This is a genomic window from Desulfonema magnum (assembly GCF_017377395.1).
GTDB classification, from domain to species: Bacteria; Desulfobacterota; Desulfobacteria; order Desulfobacterales; family 4be13; genus Desulfonema_C; species Desulfonema_C magnum.
The window spans coordinates 1,326,294-1,343,910 of sequence record NZ_CP061800.1; the positions used below are offsets into that span (position 1 = coordinate 1,326,294).

The window sequence follows — 17,617 nt, forward strand, 5'->3', positions numbered from 1 at the left end:
GGTTTCGTTCCTCAGCCCAACCTACAGAACCATATTGCTCTTTTTGGCCCCGAAAAGATGATTATAGGCACATTTTAAAGCCAAAACAAACAGTTAATTTATTTAATGTTAGTCAGTTATCATAGACAGGTCCCCAATGACCCCGATCAAAATTATTCTTCATGATACTTTTTTATGAAACTGAGTAGCATATCGTGTACGATCTCCAATTCCCAAGAGAAGTGATTTGACAGATATGTCTTCATCTAATTCATCCCAGTGCAATCCGCTTCCCCCACCACTGATGATATAATTCTCAAGCTGTTTTTTCTCTGCCCTGAGAAGTCTGGGAAAATAAGCCAGCGGAACACTCAGCTTCCGTCCGTCTCTTAGTTCCACCCACATGTTATCAGCATCAAACGAAAGTTTTTCTGCCAATGGATTAAAGGTCAAAGTATTCATTCCAACACCTTTCTATAAGCTCTCTGTTTTCTGTGATCACCTTCATCAGAGTTCGGAGTTCCGAGGATTTTATTCCGTATGATTCAGCAACGCTTATCTGAGGATGCACCCAAAATTTTGCGACAGATTCTCCTTTGCGAACGTGTATGCGGAGAGGTTCCAAAGGTTCTCCCTCATTTGAATAGAAAAAGAATCTGTATCCTTTGTATCTGAATACGACAGGCATAATGAAAGATCATTTCTTTTTTTGAATAATGTTTTCAACTTCAGCTTTCTGCGCTAGTAAACCAGCCAGCTTCGGCAGCCAAAAAGCTCCTCTTCTGAAATAAGTTCACCTTTTTTCATCTCAGAAATTGCCTGTTTTCTCCTTTTCATCAGTTCTTCTGAAAGCTTTTCATCCGCCATTATGGCAAGCGTCTCTTTCTCTGCATCAGTGAGATTTTCAATAGCTTTAAGAATTTGAAACGGAGTTGTTACGGGGTTTGATATTTGCATTTTTGCAACCTCGTTTTTAAAACATTTCCCAATTTAGCTAAACAATAACTCTCTTAATTTAAATCAAAAAATCAATATGCAACGAATCGCCCGGCACAGAGCCATACAGGCCAGGCTGAGAAACGAAACCCGACACTTTCGTGATCCGTCAGTTGGGAAATGATTGTTGGTGTTGGGTTTCGTTCCTCAGCCTAACCTACAGAACTGTAGCGAAAAGTTATATTTGCTTGGTTAATTTCTTAATCTTTTCAAGTAATTCATCGGTAATCCCTTCGATTTCTTCCAGAGGAGTATTTTCAGGATTATAGTGAAAATGGTCATAGATTTTAGAAGCCATTTCAAAATCAATGTTTAATACTTCTTGTATTACATTATAATCATAGTATCTAATATCTATGGGTTCGAAATCGGAACTTCCAGTGAAAATATGACGCAAATTTTTTAAGGTTCGTAAAGATACATCAATGCCTGTTGCTCCAGAAATAGCATTAAATTTTTTAATGGAAGCGTTAATTTTATTTAGCTCTGTTTGGATGTCTGCAAGTACTTCTATAGATTGGGAAATTTTAACTAAAGGGTTCCTCTCTACAGTACTATCAAAATAATCGAGAAAATCGATGTGAACAATTTCTTGAACTTTACTTTCACTGAATGGATGAAAATACGATATTGCAACATCAAAGGAGGTATCATATTTGGAATTCTCTCCCAAAATCGAAGAACTTGATCCCAGTGTATAGATTATCTTTCTACCGGGAGGAAAAAATTTAATGCCATTTTTTAGAGCATTTGGAAGTTCTCCTCTATACCACTTAAAATCTTTAGGGAATTCAAATTTTACTTCGTGGGCAACATCATTCCCAATGTTCTCTATTTTTAATCGGATTAAGTGACCGTCAAAATCAACATCGAAATTAACTAACTGTGGTAATAAACTCCTCCTGTTTCTTACATCTTCTATCTCATAATGTTCCATTGGGACAGATATAAAGTTAAAACGTTTGTAATATTTTTTGTCTGCTGATTGATGCGGTCCACGAAAACTTTTGGGAATACTAACCACAAAATATGAATGTTGGTTTGATTTTTTAATTTCATTAACTTCAATGCCTTCAATAGTCGGAATTATATGGGTTGAGAGGATTTGATCAATCCACTCTCTGTTGATTGTCTTGGTATCTACCCCATTATCTAATTCATACGGCAAATCATCTTTTTCTAAAATTCCATAAACTAGCACTCCTCCATCTGAATTGGCAAAAGAAGATACATCTTTGCAAATTTCATTCAATTTCTTTTTTGAAAGAGCCGGACTTGCCTTAAAATCTAAGTATAAACTCTCTGGAATTCCAGCCTTAATCAATTTTTCTAGGTCTTCTATCTTCTTTGGTATTTTCATAATAGATATCCCATTGGTATTACTGATATTAAATTATTTGCCCCGATATGGCAAACTCAATAACACTCGTCACAAGCTCGCCCGAATATACACAAGTCATGCAGGGCGGGATGAGAAACGAAACCCGACACTTTCATGAGCTGTCAGTTGGGAGATGATTGTTGGCGTTGGGTTTCGTTCCTCAAACCAACAGACAGAACTACAATATTGTTGTTTGATCATTTTTAAGAAATGCCTGCATACCAGTCATTCCACACTTTTTCCTCTGTAATAATATCATTCCCGTCATTCCCGCCAGCCTCAGCTAACTGACGCGGCAAATCGCCAAATAAAAATTCCCATAATGCGGTCGCCGCTCCGTTTGCCCCTGCAAAACGGGGATTATCTGTCACACACCATCGGTATAAATTCATATATCCGTTACGGTTAAAAATACTTTGAGAATTTCTCTTCTGCCCGGAAGGAAAGCTGCCAGTTTCAGGGAGAGATTGTAAAACCTGACAAAGATGTCGGTTTATGTTCACAGCATCACTGAAAAAATTGTCAGATAGCCTTCGGTATGTCTCTTTTCGGAAAGCCTGAATATTAACAATACTCAGATCTTTTGATAGCTCATTAGCACGTTTCCATTGTAACATAGTATTTCTTCCCAATGTTTTTTATAATTTATTGATTTTAATGCATATAGTTAGTGTAAGACACAAAAAACAGTGTCTGGCCCAGACCATATCCTGCAATAAAAAGGTGACTAATCCAGATGGCAGCTCCGTATCCGCTTCTCAGAAATGGATTTCCAAAAATTACGCCGGATTATACACCAAATTTCGATGATAAAAGTCATGCGGGCCGGGCTGAGGAACGAAACCCGGCACTTTCGTGATCCGTCAGTTGGGAGATGATCGTTGGCGTTGGGTTTCGTTCCTCAACCCAACCTACAGAACTGAATTTATCTTGGCACGATCATCTCGGGGTTATATTCTTTTGTCTTCAAATCTCTTAATTTTCGATTTCCATAACTCGAATTGATGATGCCGCCACACCACCATAGAGTTTATTGCAACCCATACCATTTAAAGTAAAGTGATACCCCTGACTTTCACCAATTCTTACTTTGAAAGTAATCGGAGAAACGGTTCCGGCAGTCATGTGATGTGACAGCAGAATAGGAACTCTGTAGTCATTACCCGGGGCTGTGACGGATATAGCTGCTAAAGCATTTGGATCGGAATCTTTGAATAAAGCAGTTGTAATATTCAGACCACCATCGACAGATCCAAAAGCATTTACATCAATTAAAAGTTTGCTATCAGCGGATTTAGGCGTGATTGTAACAGATAAAAACTCAGTTCCTTCTTCTTTCTGCGGAATAGTATCGTCTGTTCGTATTACAACATTGCTACAAGGTGCGTCGTTTCTCTGAAAACTGACTACCTGAACTATAGCACTTCCCAATTTATCAGTTAGTTTATTAATTTGCTCGTACAGCACGTCAAAATTGGCATTGACTTCAGCAGCGGAAGCAGGGGTATTTGGGGAAAAAGTATATGGTTTTGTGACATCCTGTGCAGTTGCCAAACTCGCACAAAGCAGAATGGCGATCAGAAAAAAAAGAACCTTGAAATCGATTTGAAACCTCATAATAATCTCCTTGAATTAATTCCAATTTTTTTCATTCCAATTCCCATAGTTCCACATGAGTCCGTCAGGTATGGGAATTGTGGTTGTCGTAGTCGGAACAAAACTTGTCGTAGTTGTCGGGGCAATGCTTGTCGTGGTTGTCAGGACAATCGTGGTACTTGTTGAGGTTGTCGAACTTGAAGTACTCGATGTGGTTGTTGTGCTGGTTGTCGTGGTTGTAACAGAAGCCGTGTTTTTTATCGTGAAATTTGCCATAACGAAACGCAGGTCAGTTATATGACCAGAATAGGCAATCCAGACAGTGCCGTCATTGTTGGGACCTCTTTCTCCCCAACTGTTTTTGCAAAGCCATGCCTGTTTGCCGTCGTCCCATCCGATAAGCAGGACTATATGACCGCCGCTGCGGGAACCGTCCGAATGCCTGTAAACTTCCCCAGGAGAACCTGTATTCCAGAAATTTTGAAAATCAGTGTATGTGTCAAACCCCAAAGGAGAGGGACCGTCTTCGCTGAGGGAAAGCTTTATCTCATTTATGTCAGTTGTATCCACAGAATAATATCTGTCAGTTCGGTAAGGCAGTTCATCGCATGACTCCAAAGTGTCACAAAAAACTTCCGCACAGTGAATATAGGGAGGAGCAAATCTGCAACCGCAGGAATCCCCTGTATTATAATCACCGTAGCCGCTACAGCTTTCTCTGACAGGTCCTCTGTACCGCCAGAAGAGAGCAGCGTTGACATATCCGCCGCAACATCCGTACTGGTTGTTTCTGTTACAGGATATTTGTTGCTGCTCCGAGAGATCGTATTCTGCACCTCCCGCCATCATTATTTTCGATTCAAAAGCACCCACAGCGCCGAAAGCCCAGCAGCTTCCGCAGCGTCCCTGATCATCTGGCGGTGTGACAATATACCTCTGATCCTTTGCCCGTGTCACAACTCCTTTGTCCCGCCAGTCGAAAATTTCGGGCAGTTGAATGACGAAACTTTCATAATCTCCCATGCTGGGAAAAGAATCTCTGAAGCTTATCAGCGTTTGTTCATAGTCATCAGGTATTCCCAAACCTCCGGGATTTCCGGGCAGTATTCTCAGACCCGCCACAACCTGCAAAGCGAATATGGCATCTTTCAGACCGATTTTTTCGCCGGATTCCGGGCTTGCGTCTAGGTTCATACCCGCACATATCTGAAGTGCGGTGACAACATCACTCAGGTCTGTGTTCCCGGATCCGTTGACATCTCCGTCAGATGCTCCGATACTGTGAGGGAAACACAGAATGAGTAAACTGAAAATCCTCAATAATAGTTTTAGCCTTTCACTCAATACGTTACCTCCTTATTTGAAGAATATAACTAATATTAGACACCAAAAACGGTGTCCATCCCAAACCGAATCCTGTAATAAATAAGGTGTCTAATCCAGATGGCATTTCCGTATCCGCTTTTCAAAAGCGTGTTTCCAAAAATCACACAGGATTATACACCAGATTTCCACCGATAAAAGAATCCGGAAACATACCTCCGGAATTAAAGATGAGAATGAGCGGTGCCGAAGGACACCGCTCCATCTGCCAGATTGTTGGGAACGGTCAACCGAATATCAGGTTATTCCCCCCGGTATGGCAAACTCAATAACATTCGTGACAAGTTCGCCCGAATATATACCCAGAACGATGAGCAGAATCGCAGTCATCAGAAGCGGAATCAGCATAGTGGCAGGAGCCTCGTCCAATGATGATTCCTCTTTTTCGTGATGATGATCGGCAAAAGGTTCATAATAACAAATCTCGATGAGCCTGAAAAACAGCACCACATTGGCAAGGCTGCTGAACAGCAGCGCCGCCACAAACCCATAATGCCCGGCAGCAATCCCTCCTGAAATCAGATACCACTTGCTGAAAAACCCGCACGTCGGCGGCACACCGATAATTGACAACGCCCCGATGACAAACGCTGTCATGGAAAAAGGCATTTTTTTGAACAATCCCTTCAGATCATCAAAAGAATCCCCTTTTGTTTTGTATAAAATCGTTCCTGCCGCAAGAAACACGCACAACGTCATCATGGCATCATTGACAATATGCAGAATTGCCCCTGTCATTCCCGGACGGTTTCCCAGCCAGAAGCCCCCGACCATATAGCCGACCTCGGCAATGACCACATAAGAAAGCATCTTTTTCAGGCTTTTCTGGGAAAGCGCAAACAAAGACCCCATGATAATCGCAAATACAGCAAGCCAGACAATGGCATTGCTTATCTTCAGACTGGCAAAGGAAAATTCCGGCGTGAAAACAGACAAGACAATCCGGATCATGACATAGATCATCACCTTGGTGGTCAGCGGCGCAATCAGGCTGCTGGCACAGGAGGGGCTGTATGAATACGCATTAGGCAGCCAAGCATGTAGCGGAAAAAAAGCCATTTTCACAAAAAGCCCCGTGAGACAGAAAACAAAGGCCAGCAGAACCACTTTTGAATCATAAATCTGAGGAAGCAGGGCAGCGAGATCCGCCATATTCAGCGAGCCAGTAACAAGATAAAGATATCCCACCCCCAGCAAATAAAGACTTGCGCCAATTGTCCCCATGAACAAATAATTCAGACTTGCCAGCGGGGCACGATCTTTTCCAATACCGATCAGGGCATAGCCAGTCAGGGACGCAATCTCCAGAAGCACATACAGATTAAAAGCATCTCCCGTGACAACCATGCCGGTCAGACCCGTCACAAACAGAATGTACAGCGTATAAAACGGGCCGATTTTTTCCGGGAACTCCTGTGCAATACTCTTTTTATTGGCGACAAGATTCAGAAGCGCCACAGCAGAAATCACAACAAGAACAAGCCCGTTTAAATGATCAACATTATATGCGATCCCCCACGGCGGAGGCCATCCCCCCAACTGATACTCCACCATGCCGCTTTCCAGGACAATGCCAAGCAATCTGACAGCAGAGTAAAGAGATACGCAAAGCGAAGCCGCCGCAATGGGGAAACATAATCTTTTGTTCACCCATCCCGCGACAGCAATCAGAAACGCCGCAAGCAGCGGCACAATAATAATCAATGCTGGAAAGTGTTCGCTCATTTTTTCTCCCTCAACAGTTGTAAGTTTCCATAGTATCTGAGATCAGTATCACCAGCGTTTTCCGGAGCAGCATATGCCGCCCCGGAAATCCAGAATGTTAAGTACCTAACCATAAATTTTTCAATATTTACCCGGTAAGAAACCCGGGTTTTTCCCGTATGACGTTCCCTTCTCCGAAGAAAAACCCGAGTTTCTTCGTTTTTCACAGAAAAAAATATAAAAACTTTTGCTCATCTACTTAACGTGATATGCAACTTATTAATGCCACGAAGACACAAAGGCACGAAGTCCGGCGAAGCATCTCCCGGTGTGTCTCCGTGTCTTTGCGCCTTCGCGGCATTGTCCGGCCGTGCTTCGGTTGAAAAAAGCCACGAAGACACAGAGGCACAGGATCTTTCTTTGTGTTCCTTTGTGTCTTCGTGCCTTTGTGGCATTATATGTGTGTCCGTGTTCCCCTCAGTTGAAAGAAGTTGCACATTGCGTGTACTTATGGAAAAACTTTCAACTTTTAATTTTTAACTTTTTACTGTGGAGTTTCCCTTAGTTGTGCGTTTATCTCATCCTCCTCAAGAGTTCCGTACTGACGATAAATCTTTATCGCCAAAGCCAGGGCCACTCCCAAAGTGGCCACAGACACCACAATAGCCGTAAGCATCAGCACATGCGGCAGCGGATTGATGAAATCCATCGCATGAACAGCGTGATCCCCCCCATTATGCCCATGGGAAATAATGGGAATGGTTCCGCCTTTCTTTGCAGCCACGGAAATATAAAAAAGGATGATAGCCGTTTGAAAAATATTCATTCCGATAATCTTCTTCACAAGATTGTTCTTGGTGATCATGGCATACATGCCGATCATCATCAGAATGACGTAAGCCCAGTAATTATACCTTGAAATAACGATTGTAATAAATTCATCCATTTTTGTCTTTTGAAACTTGAAACTTGAAACTTGAAACTTGGACGCTCCCATCCAATTTTCAATTCTCAATTCTCAATTTTAAAGTCCTTCGTCATGTTTTCCTACGGAGGAGAGATTATAGTATATCCATATCATGGCAGCCATTACGGAGATCCCCACACCGATTTCGACAATCAGGATGCCGTGAGAATGGGCTGTAACCGGATCAACACCCAATATGCCGGTAAGTGCGCTGTAGTCTAAAAAGTTTCCGCCTAAAAGATAGCAGAGAAAACCTGTTCCCGCGTAGAGAAATACGCCTGCCGCACAAAGGATTGCGCTGACTTTTTCCCCCATCCGCCGAATGCTTGCCCTGAGATTACGGGAAACAGCAAACAAAATAAAGGCCGCTCCCAGTATGACACCGCCCTGGAATCCGCCTCCGGGGCTGTGGTGTCCGTGGGCGATGACATAGAGGGCAAAGAGTTGAATAAACGGTATGATCAGGCGGCTGGTGGTATTTACAATCATGTCATGGGGGACCCATTCGGAATCTATCCGCTGAAAATCCGCCGATTCCTCAGGTATTTTTCCACCCTTTTCAATGCGGAGTGTGATGCCGGTGGGAATGTGGCGGTAATGCCTGACCTCATCGTTTTCACGTCTTTTAAAAACCCGAAGCAGAAAGAAACAGGCAATGGCAGCGGAAAACACAACAGTGGTTTCAAACATGGTGTCATATCCCCGATAATCAGCAAGCACTGCTGTGACAATGTTGGGGACAGATGTTTCCGCCATGGTGTTTTCAACATAACGGGGGGAGAGATAGGTGCTGGCCGGAGCGTCCGGGTCGCCAAACCCGGGAAAATCAATTGTGCCGTAAATCAGCAGACTGCCGCACAACAGCACGATAATAAAACCGATTATTTTCATTTTCATGGCCTCCTTGAAAAATTGATAAGATGACATAACTTACCGAATTTTTATTATACACAATCTTTTCAGATTGATCAATAATTTTTAGGATGATCTGAGTGGTAAGATGCAAAAAAACGCTTCGCTTTATTTTTGCACTCCGGAGAACATTGCAGATTTAGTGAGTATCAGTAGATCGAAAAGTTTTCGGGCTGTCACCGGGCAGACACGGCGGACGGGGGAGAAACCCGGCTTTTTCCAGCGGGGGAGAGCGTCCCGTCCTGAAAAAAAAGCCGGGTTTCTTTGCCGCACCGCTCATAGTCCGGAAACTTTTCGATCTACTGAGTATGACTGATTTTGAAGATTTTCATAGAGGATGCCAGTTCCTGACTTTCTTCCGCATTCTGTCGGGATATGGATTTTATTTCATGAATGGCGCGGTTAATCTCTTTAATTTTTTTATCTTTTTCATTGGATATTTCAGAAATTCTGTTCACCATATCCGCGGACTCCGCAGCGTAAATCGTCAGCTTTTCACTGCTTTTATTGGTATGATTAAGCAGATCATAACCATGTCTGATTTTTGTTGTCGTATCTTCAATAAGATTTGCAGCATTTCCCGCGGCGTTGGTTGAGCGGACAGACAGATTCCTGACCTCGTTCGCAACCACTGAAAATCCGTCACCAAGATCACCGGCTCTGGCTGCTTCGACAGCCGCGTTCAGCGCCAGAAGATTTGTTTGAAATGCAATGGCATCAATGGTTTTGACAATCTGTGTTGTTTCCTCATTTGCAACTGAAATTTCATTCATGGAACCCATAAGGCTGTTCATTGCATCATTTACCGTAATGACGACCTGATTTGCTTTTTTCATGCGTTTGTTCGCATCATTTGCAATGGCCGCGGACTCCTGCGTCATATTAAATATTTGATCCAGATCACACGAAGCCTGCTCCAAAAATTCCACCTGTGTGGACACCGATTCTGACAATACATTTGAAGTGTGAATAATGTTTCCGATGATTATGCTTAACTTTGCCACAGTTTCATTCATCTTTCTGCCAATCTGAGCAATTTCATCTTTTCCTGAAATCGCAGCATCAAACGCAAAATTCCCCTGGCCTATTTCATCCATATTGAGCATTAATGATTGTATTTGCGTTGAAATGGAACGGATTAACAAAAATGAAAGCACCACAAACTGGGTGATCCCGGCAATAAGCATAAACAGGATAATAAATGTTGCTGTTAATTTTGATTTTGCAAGTTTTTTTTCAGAATCTTTTTTAAGTAACTTTATTATCGCTGAAATACTTGTTTCCTCGGTGTCGAGGCCCCGGACAAGATTTTTTTCGTTATCCAGCAAACCAAATAAACGCTCGGAAGCAGATAAATAATCTGTTATTGAATGATGAAATTCCTCACTGGATTGTTTGAATATTTCAATTCCCAGAGAATCGGAAAAGTGTTTGAACGCGGCAAACAGAAATTTGCTTGTCTTACTGATTTCTTCAAATTGATTTCGAAATTTGATATTATCGGTCTGCAAGTAACTTTGCTGCATGTTCTGTAAGCTCAGGAAAAGAATCTTTCCGTCTCGTGCGAGATTCAAAAATTCAGCTTCCAATGCAGAAAGCGATTCACCATTGACCTGAATATCAGCCTCTTTTGCCTCAATGATCCTGATAATTGACGAGAGGGACTTGTCAGAAAAACGCAGTGCTTCTGAAATATCCTCGTCAACACTTTTCCTCTTCACACTGTTATCAACAAGCTGTGCAAACTGACGGTTGTAGCTTTCTGTAAATGACTTCAACGCGTCCAACTGATCTTTCATCTCATGTCTCTGACTGAGCAAATCAGTAATCAGAGATTCCCCTTTAATCTTAATTTTTTCAAATTCCTCTATGTAAAACGGATCATAATATTTGAGAAAGGCTTTTGCCACGGCATGTTCTCTTACCGTTAATTCCGCCAGTTGTATGGCAGATGATTTAAACTGATTCGCTTTTTCAATATTTCCAAAAAACAAAGCTGTGACAGCAATGAGTATAAATATCAGCATGAGGGCGGACAGGCCATATGCGATTAATTTAAGTTTGATACTGAATCTGTTCATAATATGATATATTCTTATTTTTAAAGAGGGTTGAAGAAAAAATTAAAACAAATGAAAAAATGGAAACAAATGAGAATTAAGTACCAGCACAAAATTTTTTGCATATTTCCTATTAAAATGCGGATGTACAAAAATTTATGCCCGGATATCTGAGTACCTGGTCAAAAGTTGTTTATACTTGATAAGCAACTATCAGTAGATCGAAAAGTTTTCGGGCTGTCGCGGGACAGACACGGCGAGCGGGGGAGAAACCCGGCTTTTTCCGGCGGGGGAGTCTTCTGTCCGGGAAAAAAAGCCGGGTTTCTTTGCCATACCGCACACAGTCAGGAAACTTTTCGATCTACTGACTATCGGAAACTTATGGTTATCCGATGATCAAGTTTTCTGACCCGATTTGAGCAAAAAGCTTGTCATTCCGTTCGACTGAGACTTAGGCGTGAACTCAGTCGGACACTCACGCCTAAGCCTGCGAAAGCAGGTATCCGTTTTTGGCTGATGCAGCGTTCCGGGAGCCGCGGATTCCTGCTTTCGCAGAAATGAAAAAAAATGAATATCAAGTGGTTAGATACTTCATTATTTCAAAACAAGCTTATTCATCTCTTTTTCAGGGATATCATAAGTGCCTGCCCCGATCATTACCGGTTCGCCATCGCACATGGCTTTTTTGACAAAAGCGAGTTTATGCGAACGGCCTGTTTCTCCGGGCTTGGGCCAGGTATATTTAATCCAGCCCTGGCCTTTTGTTTTGACAATATCAATCATTTCAACAAAAAAACGCCTGCCGTCTTTATCTTTCAGAGCGATCAGTGATGTTCCAATGAGACCGGGTTTGATGGGGTGCATCAGCATAATTGAATTCATGTTGTTTATCCAAATATAAGTCCCGGCAAACAAAAACGGACTGTTTTTGCCTTTGAATTTTCTAAAAGCTTGTTTTCCCTCTTTTTCCAATAACTGAGCGGCCGCATTAATTTTCTTCACAATAAGTTCGGGCGTTGCCCTGACCGACGCGGTTGAGATACAATACACCTCACTTTCTTTTGCAAGGACTATATCCTCATCGCTTTGCTGGGCTTCACAAAAAGCAGAGAAAAACAAAACAGCCGCTGTCACAAGAACCAATACAAAACATTTCATAAGAATCCTCCTGAATTACTCTTCATCTGCTTAATACAGATGGAATTTTCTTAATTTTTTCCGTGAATTTCTGACTGAATAACATAACAGAATGAAAACTTCAATAAATCCTTATTTCCTGATAATCAACCCTGCAAAAATGCCGCCCCTGCGAGGTCTGGCGCAATGCTGCTGACTAAAGAAGTTCCGGGCGGATCCGGAGTGCAAAAATTATATTTTTGCAATTGCGAAAAAGCATTTTTCGCACTCCGGAACTGCTACAAAAATGCCGCCCTTACAGGGCTTGTTCGGCCCTCCCCTGAATCCGTTATCATCAGAAAAACTTTTGCTCAGATACTTAACGCTCTATTTTCGCTCTTTCATCAGAACTGTAATCTCATCCCAATCCGCGCCCGAGGTTACGCCAGTTCCGTCATCCGCACGCAATCTGACCTTATACTCTCCCGGTTCTTTGAAACCATGCACGACTTTTGCCCCGTGTGCGTCTTCACCATCCCCGAAATCCCAATAAAAAGTAAGCGGATCGCCGTCAGCATCATGAGAGCCGGTGGCGTCGAAGATAAGCGCATCATGCGCGCCGCCGACAAATCCTTCACGATTCCCCCCGGCATCAGCAACAGGCGGAGCGTTCACCCGAATCTTCACCACATCTTCCGCAAAATTACATTTGGAACCGGAATCATCATACACCGTCACCCGGGCCTGGTATTCCCCGGGAGTTTCATACTTATGGCTTACCTTTTCGAATTTTGAATTTTGAACTTCGATCTTCTCCGAAACATCAGCATCTCCGAAATCCCATTGAAAAGAAACAACAGAACCGTCCCAGTCCCTTGCAGATACCTCGAACAGGACATCTTCTCCCGGGGATACAATCCGATATGCCCCCGCGTCGGCAATCGGCGGTTCATTCACAACGATAATAGCCGAAGTTTGTGATCGGCTGTTACTCACGCCCCTTCCGTCATCAACCTCCAGAACAATCACATAACATCCGGTAAACCTCCAGCTATGACGTACCTCCGTCCCTTCTTCCGAGGGGCTTCCATCACCAAAGTTCCAAGTATAACGGACAATCTCTCCGTCCGAATCAGAAGAATCTCTGCCACTTAGCATCACCTCCTCGCCAGGGCATGCTGAAAACTTGAAACTTGAAACTTGAAACTTGAAACTGGGATCTGGAGTTTCGAATTGCGAGTTTCGAGTTTCAAATTTCGAGATAACTGAAACTGGACTTTCGTTTACGGTTACACTCAGGGTATCTGTGTGACTGTTATTGCCGAGATCTGTATTGTCCGTGACTTTTAATGAAACGTCATATCGCCCGGCCGCTTCGTACTGATGCCTGATCCGGACACCTGCGGCCGTGTTTCCATCGCCAAAGTCCCAGTCATAAGCGGAGATGACACCGTCCTGATCTGTTGATGAAGCACCGTCAAAAGTGATAACCTGATTTACACCGACCAGACGATCCTCACCTGCCACAGCAACCGGCGGTTCATTAATGTTTATCCGTTTCTGTTTGGAAGATGTGTTGCAATCCGTGTCAGAATCCGACGTAACCGTCAGCGTGACAATATATTCTCCTGACTTGGCGTAAGTGTGTTCTGCCTGTTCTCCCTCACCTTTGGCCCCGTCTCCGAAATCCCAGTTCCAATTTGTGATTATTGGGGCGTGGGGCTTGGGGAGAGAGGCGTGGGCATCCCCCCTGGCTTCCGCCTTTTCCCCCTTAACTCTTCCCTCTCCCCCCTCGCCCCCGAATAAAACCGGTTTTTGGGGTTCTGCTGCTGAGGGACAGGTGATTTCTGCTATGGGAGCTTCATGAATCGTGACCATCATTTCATCGTCATCAGTATTATCACAATCTCCTGTATAATCTCCGGTCACGGTGAGCCTGACCCGGTAAACACCAGCTTTGGTGTAAACATGAATAGGACTGGGACCGCCTCCCACTGTATCATCACCGAAGTTCCATTGAAAATTATCTATAAATCCGTCCAGGTCTTTTGATTTTGTGCCATCAAATCGGACAATGGTTCCCGCGCACGCGGTCTGATCCGGCCCCGCATTTGCCACAGGGGACTCAATCACCTTTACCGTAATCTGATCAGCCCCCATGTTGCCTCCTGGCAATCCTGAATCATCTGTTACCGTGAGAGTGACCGCATAGACGCCGCCTTTGTTATAGATTTTGGTGGGGTTCACACCTTCTGCTGTTTCACCGTCTCCGAAGTCCCAATGATATTTCAGCAATCCTTTCTCCGGATCAGCAGATGCCACTCCGTCAAAGATTACAATTTTTCCGGCGCAAACGGTTTTATCCCCTCCCGCGTCGGCCACAGGAGGTTTGTTGATTTTTACCCGGATCGAGGATGTTGCCCGTGCATTTTTCACGCCGGTTCCGTCATCCGCTGTCAGGATCACTGGATAATTTCCTCCTTTGGCATATGTATGAAAAACCTTCTCACCTTTCTCAGCGGGTGTTTTATCTCCGAAATCCCATGTATAAATTAACGAATCGCCATCCGCATCTGTGGACGCGGAGGCATCCAAAAACACCGTCCTTTCATTGGTATGAATGTCTTTGCCTGCATTTGCCACAGGCGGGTGATTGACCCGGATAAGCATCTCATCCTGAGACATGGAATTTTCCACACGGCTGTCATCAGCAACAGTAAGCACCACCGTATAAACACCCGGCCTCGGAAATTGAAAATTAAAAACCGGTTCCGAGTTTTCAGTTCCAAGTTCCGAGTTTCCAAATATCTCCCATTGATAGGAGACGAGCTTCCCATCCGGATCATAAGAACGGGTTCCGTCAAACTGAACCGTATCGCCAGGTGCGACAGCAAGCTCTGATGCCTGAGCATCTTTACCTGAGAATCGGTAACTGACAATGGCCACAGGCGGCTCGTTGATCACAATCGTCACCTCGTCAAAATTTATCGCCGCGGCATGCCCTGAATTATCATAGACCGTCAGCAATGCCTTATATCGGCCAGGTTTTGCATAAATATGAGAGACCTTCCTGAGTTTCGAATTTCGAGTTTCGAGTTTCGAATTTCCTCCATCTCCGAAAATCCATTCAAACGCGCTGATGTCTCCATCCGGATCAACAGAAGCGGACGCGTCGAGATATATGGGCTGTCCTGGTACGCCAACTTGATCAGGCCCCGCGTCCGCAAAAGGCAGATGATTCACCGTGACCGTCATTTCATCGGAACTGCGATCTGTCGAAGTGGCTGAATCATCCCTGATGGTCAGGCGAACCCTATAAACCCCCGGGGTTTTATACACATGAACCGGTGAAGGTCCTGTCCCGGTTGAGCCATCGCCAAAATCCCATGAATATTGAATAATATCCCCGTCCGGGTCAGCAGATCCTGTTCCGTCAAACTGCACCTCGCTGCTTGTGACCCACTGATCAGGCCCTGCATTGGCAGCCGGAGGAGCGTTGACAATGACCAGCGCGTTATCCTGATCCGTGTCCGAAGAAGACCCGGAATCATCTTTCACAGTCAATGTCACCTGATACCGTCCGGGGTTGTCATAGCGATGGGAGATTTTTCCGCATGTTTCAAGTCTGACTTCGCAATTTTCAGTCTCCTGTGTTCCGTCACCGAAATCCCACTTGAATTCAATAAGTTGTCCGTCACGATCAGAAGAGCCGGAACCATCGAGAAGCACCTCCTCTCCCACAGCAGCCCTGTAAGTGTCGCCCGCATCTGCGATTGGCGGATCATTGACAAAAACGTTCAGTGTATCCGAGGCAGATCGGTTTTTTACCCCGGAATTGTCCGTAACCTTCAATGTCACTTTGTAAATCCCGGGTGTCTCATACGAGTGGGCAATATCAGCACCTGTCTTTTCAGTGCCGTCACCCAGGTTCCATTCATAAGATATGATGTCTCCGTCGCTGTCACCGCTGTTGGCACCGCTGAACCGGAGTTCCTCGCCTGCCGAGGCAATCCGGTCTTCGCCAATATCAACCACAGGCGGGGCATTGATGAAAACCTCACACTGATCTGTGGCAGATTTGCACGGGCTTCCCGAATCATCCTCCACCCGCAGCGTGACAACATAGAGATCGGGCTGTCTGAAACGATGCTGAACATTTGCCCCCTGAGCCTTGGTCCCGTCGCCAAAATCCCAATAATATGTTACCACTTCTCCGTCAGGATCAGCAGACCCGGATCCGTCAAATTCTATTTTTTCACGCGGGGCAGCGATGCGATCCGGACCTGCGTCGGGTTCTGGCGGATGATTGATCGTCACCACAAATTTCTCAAGCACGCTGTTGGTAACCTGGCCGGACGCATCTTCAACAATCACACTCGCCTCATATCGGCCAGGAGCGTCATAATGATGCGTCACCCGAACCCCTTTGCCAGTTGTTCCGTCGCCAAACTCCCAGAAAAAACGGAGTGAATCTCCTTCCGGATCAGTGCTGCGGGAACCGTCAAAGAGAACCGGATTACAGTCTGAGAGCAGTTCAATATGAATCTGAGGTTCAGGCAGCAAATTGGGTTTTTGCAGGTAAACAGGAATCTCCACCGGGAGCAGATTCCCTTGTTTGTCGGTGACATAGAAAGTCCCGTCATTGGGAATCTCCTCTCCGTCCTCAAATCGGACGGCAACAGCGCGGCCAGTTTCGTTCTCATCCAGCAAAACAGAACTTTTCTCCCATTTATCCTGGCCTGCCGCGGTAACTGGCAGATTCGCCCGAAAAGCTGTGTTCACGCCGACAACGGAACCTGGCAGGTCAAAATTGTGTACGACGATCTCACGCTTATCTCTGGGTACAAAAAAGCGCATTTCCGCAAAACGCTCCTGTTTCGGGAGCCGGAGTGTGGGTGTAAAATTGAACGTCTCAACACCTTTGGCCGAAACATTCCGCTGAGATTCCCGGCTCACGGCAATCTGGTAGCAATTGCCGTCATCGCCGCTTTTGCCCTCAACAACAATTCTGAAATATCGGAATTCGCCAACCTTTTCACCTTCTTCCGGATGAAGCTGTGCAAATGTATGCCACTGATAATCCCGGAAAGGGTCTTTTCCAAATTCCTCGTCAGCCATGAGAACACCGGAAGACAAATCTGATTTGGCCGGAAAAGGGGACTTCAGACCCGGGTCTGACCACGCGCCCTTTCCTCCGAAAATCCGAAACCGGGTGCGGGTGTCCCATTGTCCTGAATACAGATCATCCAGACGACCTCCGCAGTCAGCATCAAAAATACGGATATAGACGCTGTTTTTCAAATGCTCGGGGATTCGGATAAAAATTACCTGTAAAAAATCGTTATCCCCCTCAATGGTTTTGGCATCTGCCCCATATGTGATCAGATAAGCTGATTCATATGCCGGGACACGGGAAGGAACCGAGAGTTCCAGAATTAGAAAAATAATAAACAAAAATGCTAGGTTGTGATCTGTGATTTGTGATTTGTGATTGGCGATTGGCATTTAACTGTCTGAGTATGT

General features: G+C 44.5%; 13 protein-coding genes. All 13 read right to left on the bottom strand.

The annotated features are described in order from the left end of the window. Window positions 1-159: 159 nt before the first annotated feature. On the bottom strand, window positions 160-441 hold the full coding sequence (locus dnm_RS05255; protein WP_246556212.1) for a DUF2442 domain-containing protein: 282 nt from the start codon (window positions 439-441) through the stop codon (window positions 160-162). Further along, on the bottom strand, window positions 422-667 hold the full coding sequence (locus dnm_RS31540) for a DUF4160 domain-containing protein (RefSeq protein WP_207681648.1): 246 nt from the start codon (window positions 665-667) through the stop codon (window positions 422-424). Before dnm_RS31540 ends, dnm_RS05255 begins: the two co-directional genes overlap by 20 nt. Window positions 668-720: 53 nt before the next feature. Continuing rightward, a complete protein-coding gene (locus dnm_RS05265; RefSeq protein ID WP_207681649.1) occupies window positions 721-936 on the bottom strand; it encodes a hypothetical protein in 216 nt (71 codons plus the stop codon). A 217-nt stretch (window positions 937-1,153) separates the two neighbouring features. Further along, a complete protein-coding gene (locus tag dnm_RS05270) occupies window positions 1,154-2,335 on the bottom strand; it encodes an AlbA family DNA-binding domain-containing protein (protein WP_207681650.1) in 1,182 nt (393 codons plus the stop codon). A gap of 224 nt (window positions 2,336-2,559) precedes the next feature. Continuing rightward, a complete protein-coding gene (locus dnm_RS05275) occupies window positions 2,560-2,973 on the bottom strand; it encodes a hypothetical protein (protein WP_207681651.1) in 414 nt (137 codons plus the stop codon). A 358-nt stretch (window positions 2,974-3,331) separates the two neighbouring features. Then, window positions 3,332-3,973: a virulence factor Pgp3 gene (gene pgp3 / locus dnm_RS05280; protein WP_207681652.1), complete on the bottom strand. Its 642-nt coding sequence runs from the start codon at window positions 3,971-3,973 to the stop codon at window positions 3,332-3,334. A gap of 15 nt (window positions 3,974-3,988) precedes the next feature. After that, window positions 3,989-5,296 (bottom strand): C1 family peptidase, encoded by a 1,308-nt coding sequence (locus dnm_RS05285; protein ID WP_207681653.1) that lies wholly within the window; start codon window positions 5,294-5,296, stop codon window positions 3,989-3,991. A gap of 276 nt (window positions 5,297-5,572) precedes the next feature. Next, complete coding sequence (locus dnm_RS05290) at window positions 5,573-7,060, bottom strand: monovalent cation/H+ antiporter subunit D family protein (protein ID WP_207681654.1); 1,488 nt, start codon at window positions 7,058-7,060, stop codon at window positions 5,573-5,575. A 523-nt stretch (window positions 7,061-7,583) separates the two neighbouring features. Next, the gene (locus tag dnm_RS05295; protein ID WP_246556214.1) at window positions 7,584-8,054 is read right to left on the bottom strand and encodes a cation:proton antiporter subunit C; all 471 of its coding nucleotides are present in this window, start codon (window positions 8,052-8,054) and stop codon (window positions 7,584-7,586) included. Between the two features lie 9 nt (window positions 8,055-8,063). Then, the gene (locus dnm_RS05300; protein ID WP_207681655.1) at window positions 8,064-8,897 is read right to left on the bottom strand and encodes a Na(+)/H(+) antiporter subunit B; all 834 of its coding nucleotides are present in this window, start codon (window positions 8,895-8,897) and stop codon (window positions 8,064-8,066) included. Window positions 8,898-9,217: 320 nt separating this feature from the next. Beyond that, entirely contained in the window at window positions 9,218-10,999 is a 1,782-nt protein-coding gene (locus dnm_RS05305; RefSeq protein ID WP_207681656.1) for a methyl-accepting chemotaxis protein, read from the bottom strand. Between the two features lie 573 nt (window positions 11,000-11,572). Next, window positions 11,573-12,136: a cache domain-containing protein gene (locus tag dnm_RS05310; RefSeq protein ID WP_207681657.1), complete on the bottom strand. Its 564-nt coding sequence runs from the start codon at window positions 12,134-12,136 to the stop codon at window positions 11,573-11,575. Window positions 12,137-12,481: 345 nt separating this feature from the next. Further along, a complete protein-coding gene (locus dnm_RS05315) occupies window positions 12,482-17,599 on the bottom strand; it encodes a PKD domain-containing protein (protein ID WP_207681658.1) in 5,118 nt (1,705 codons plus the stop codon). Between the last annotated feature and the right edge of the window lie 18 nt (window positions 17,600-17,617).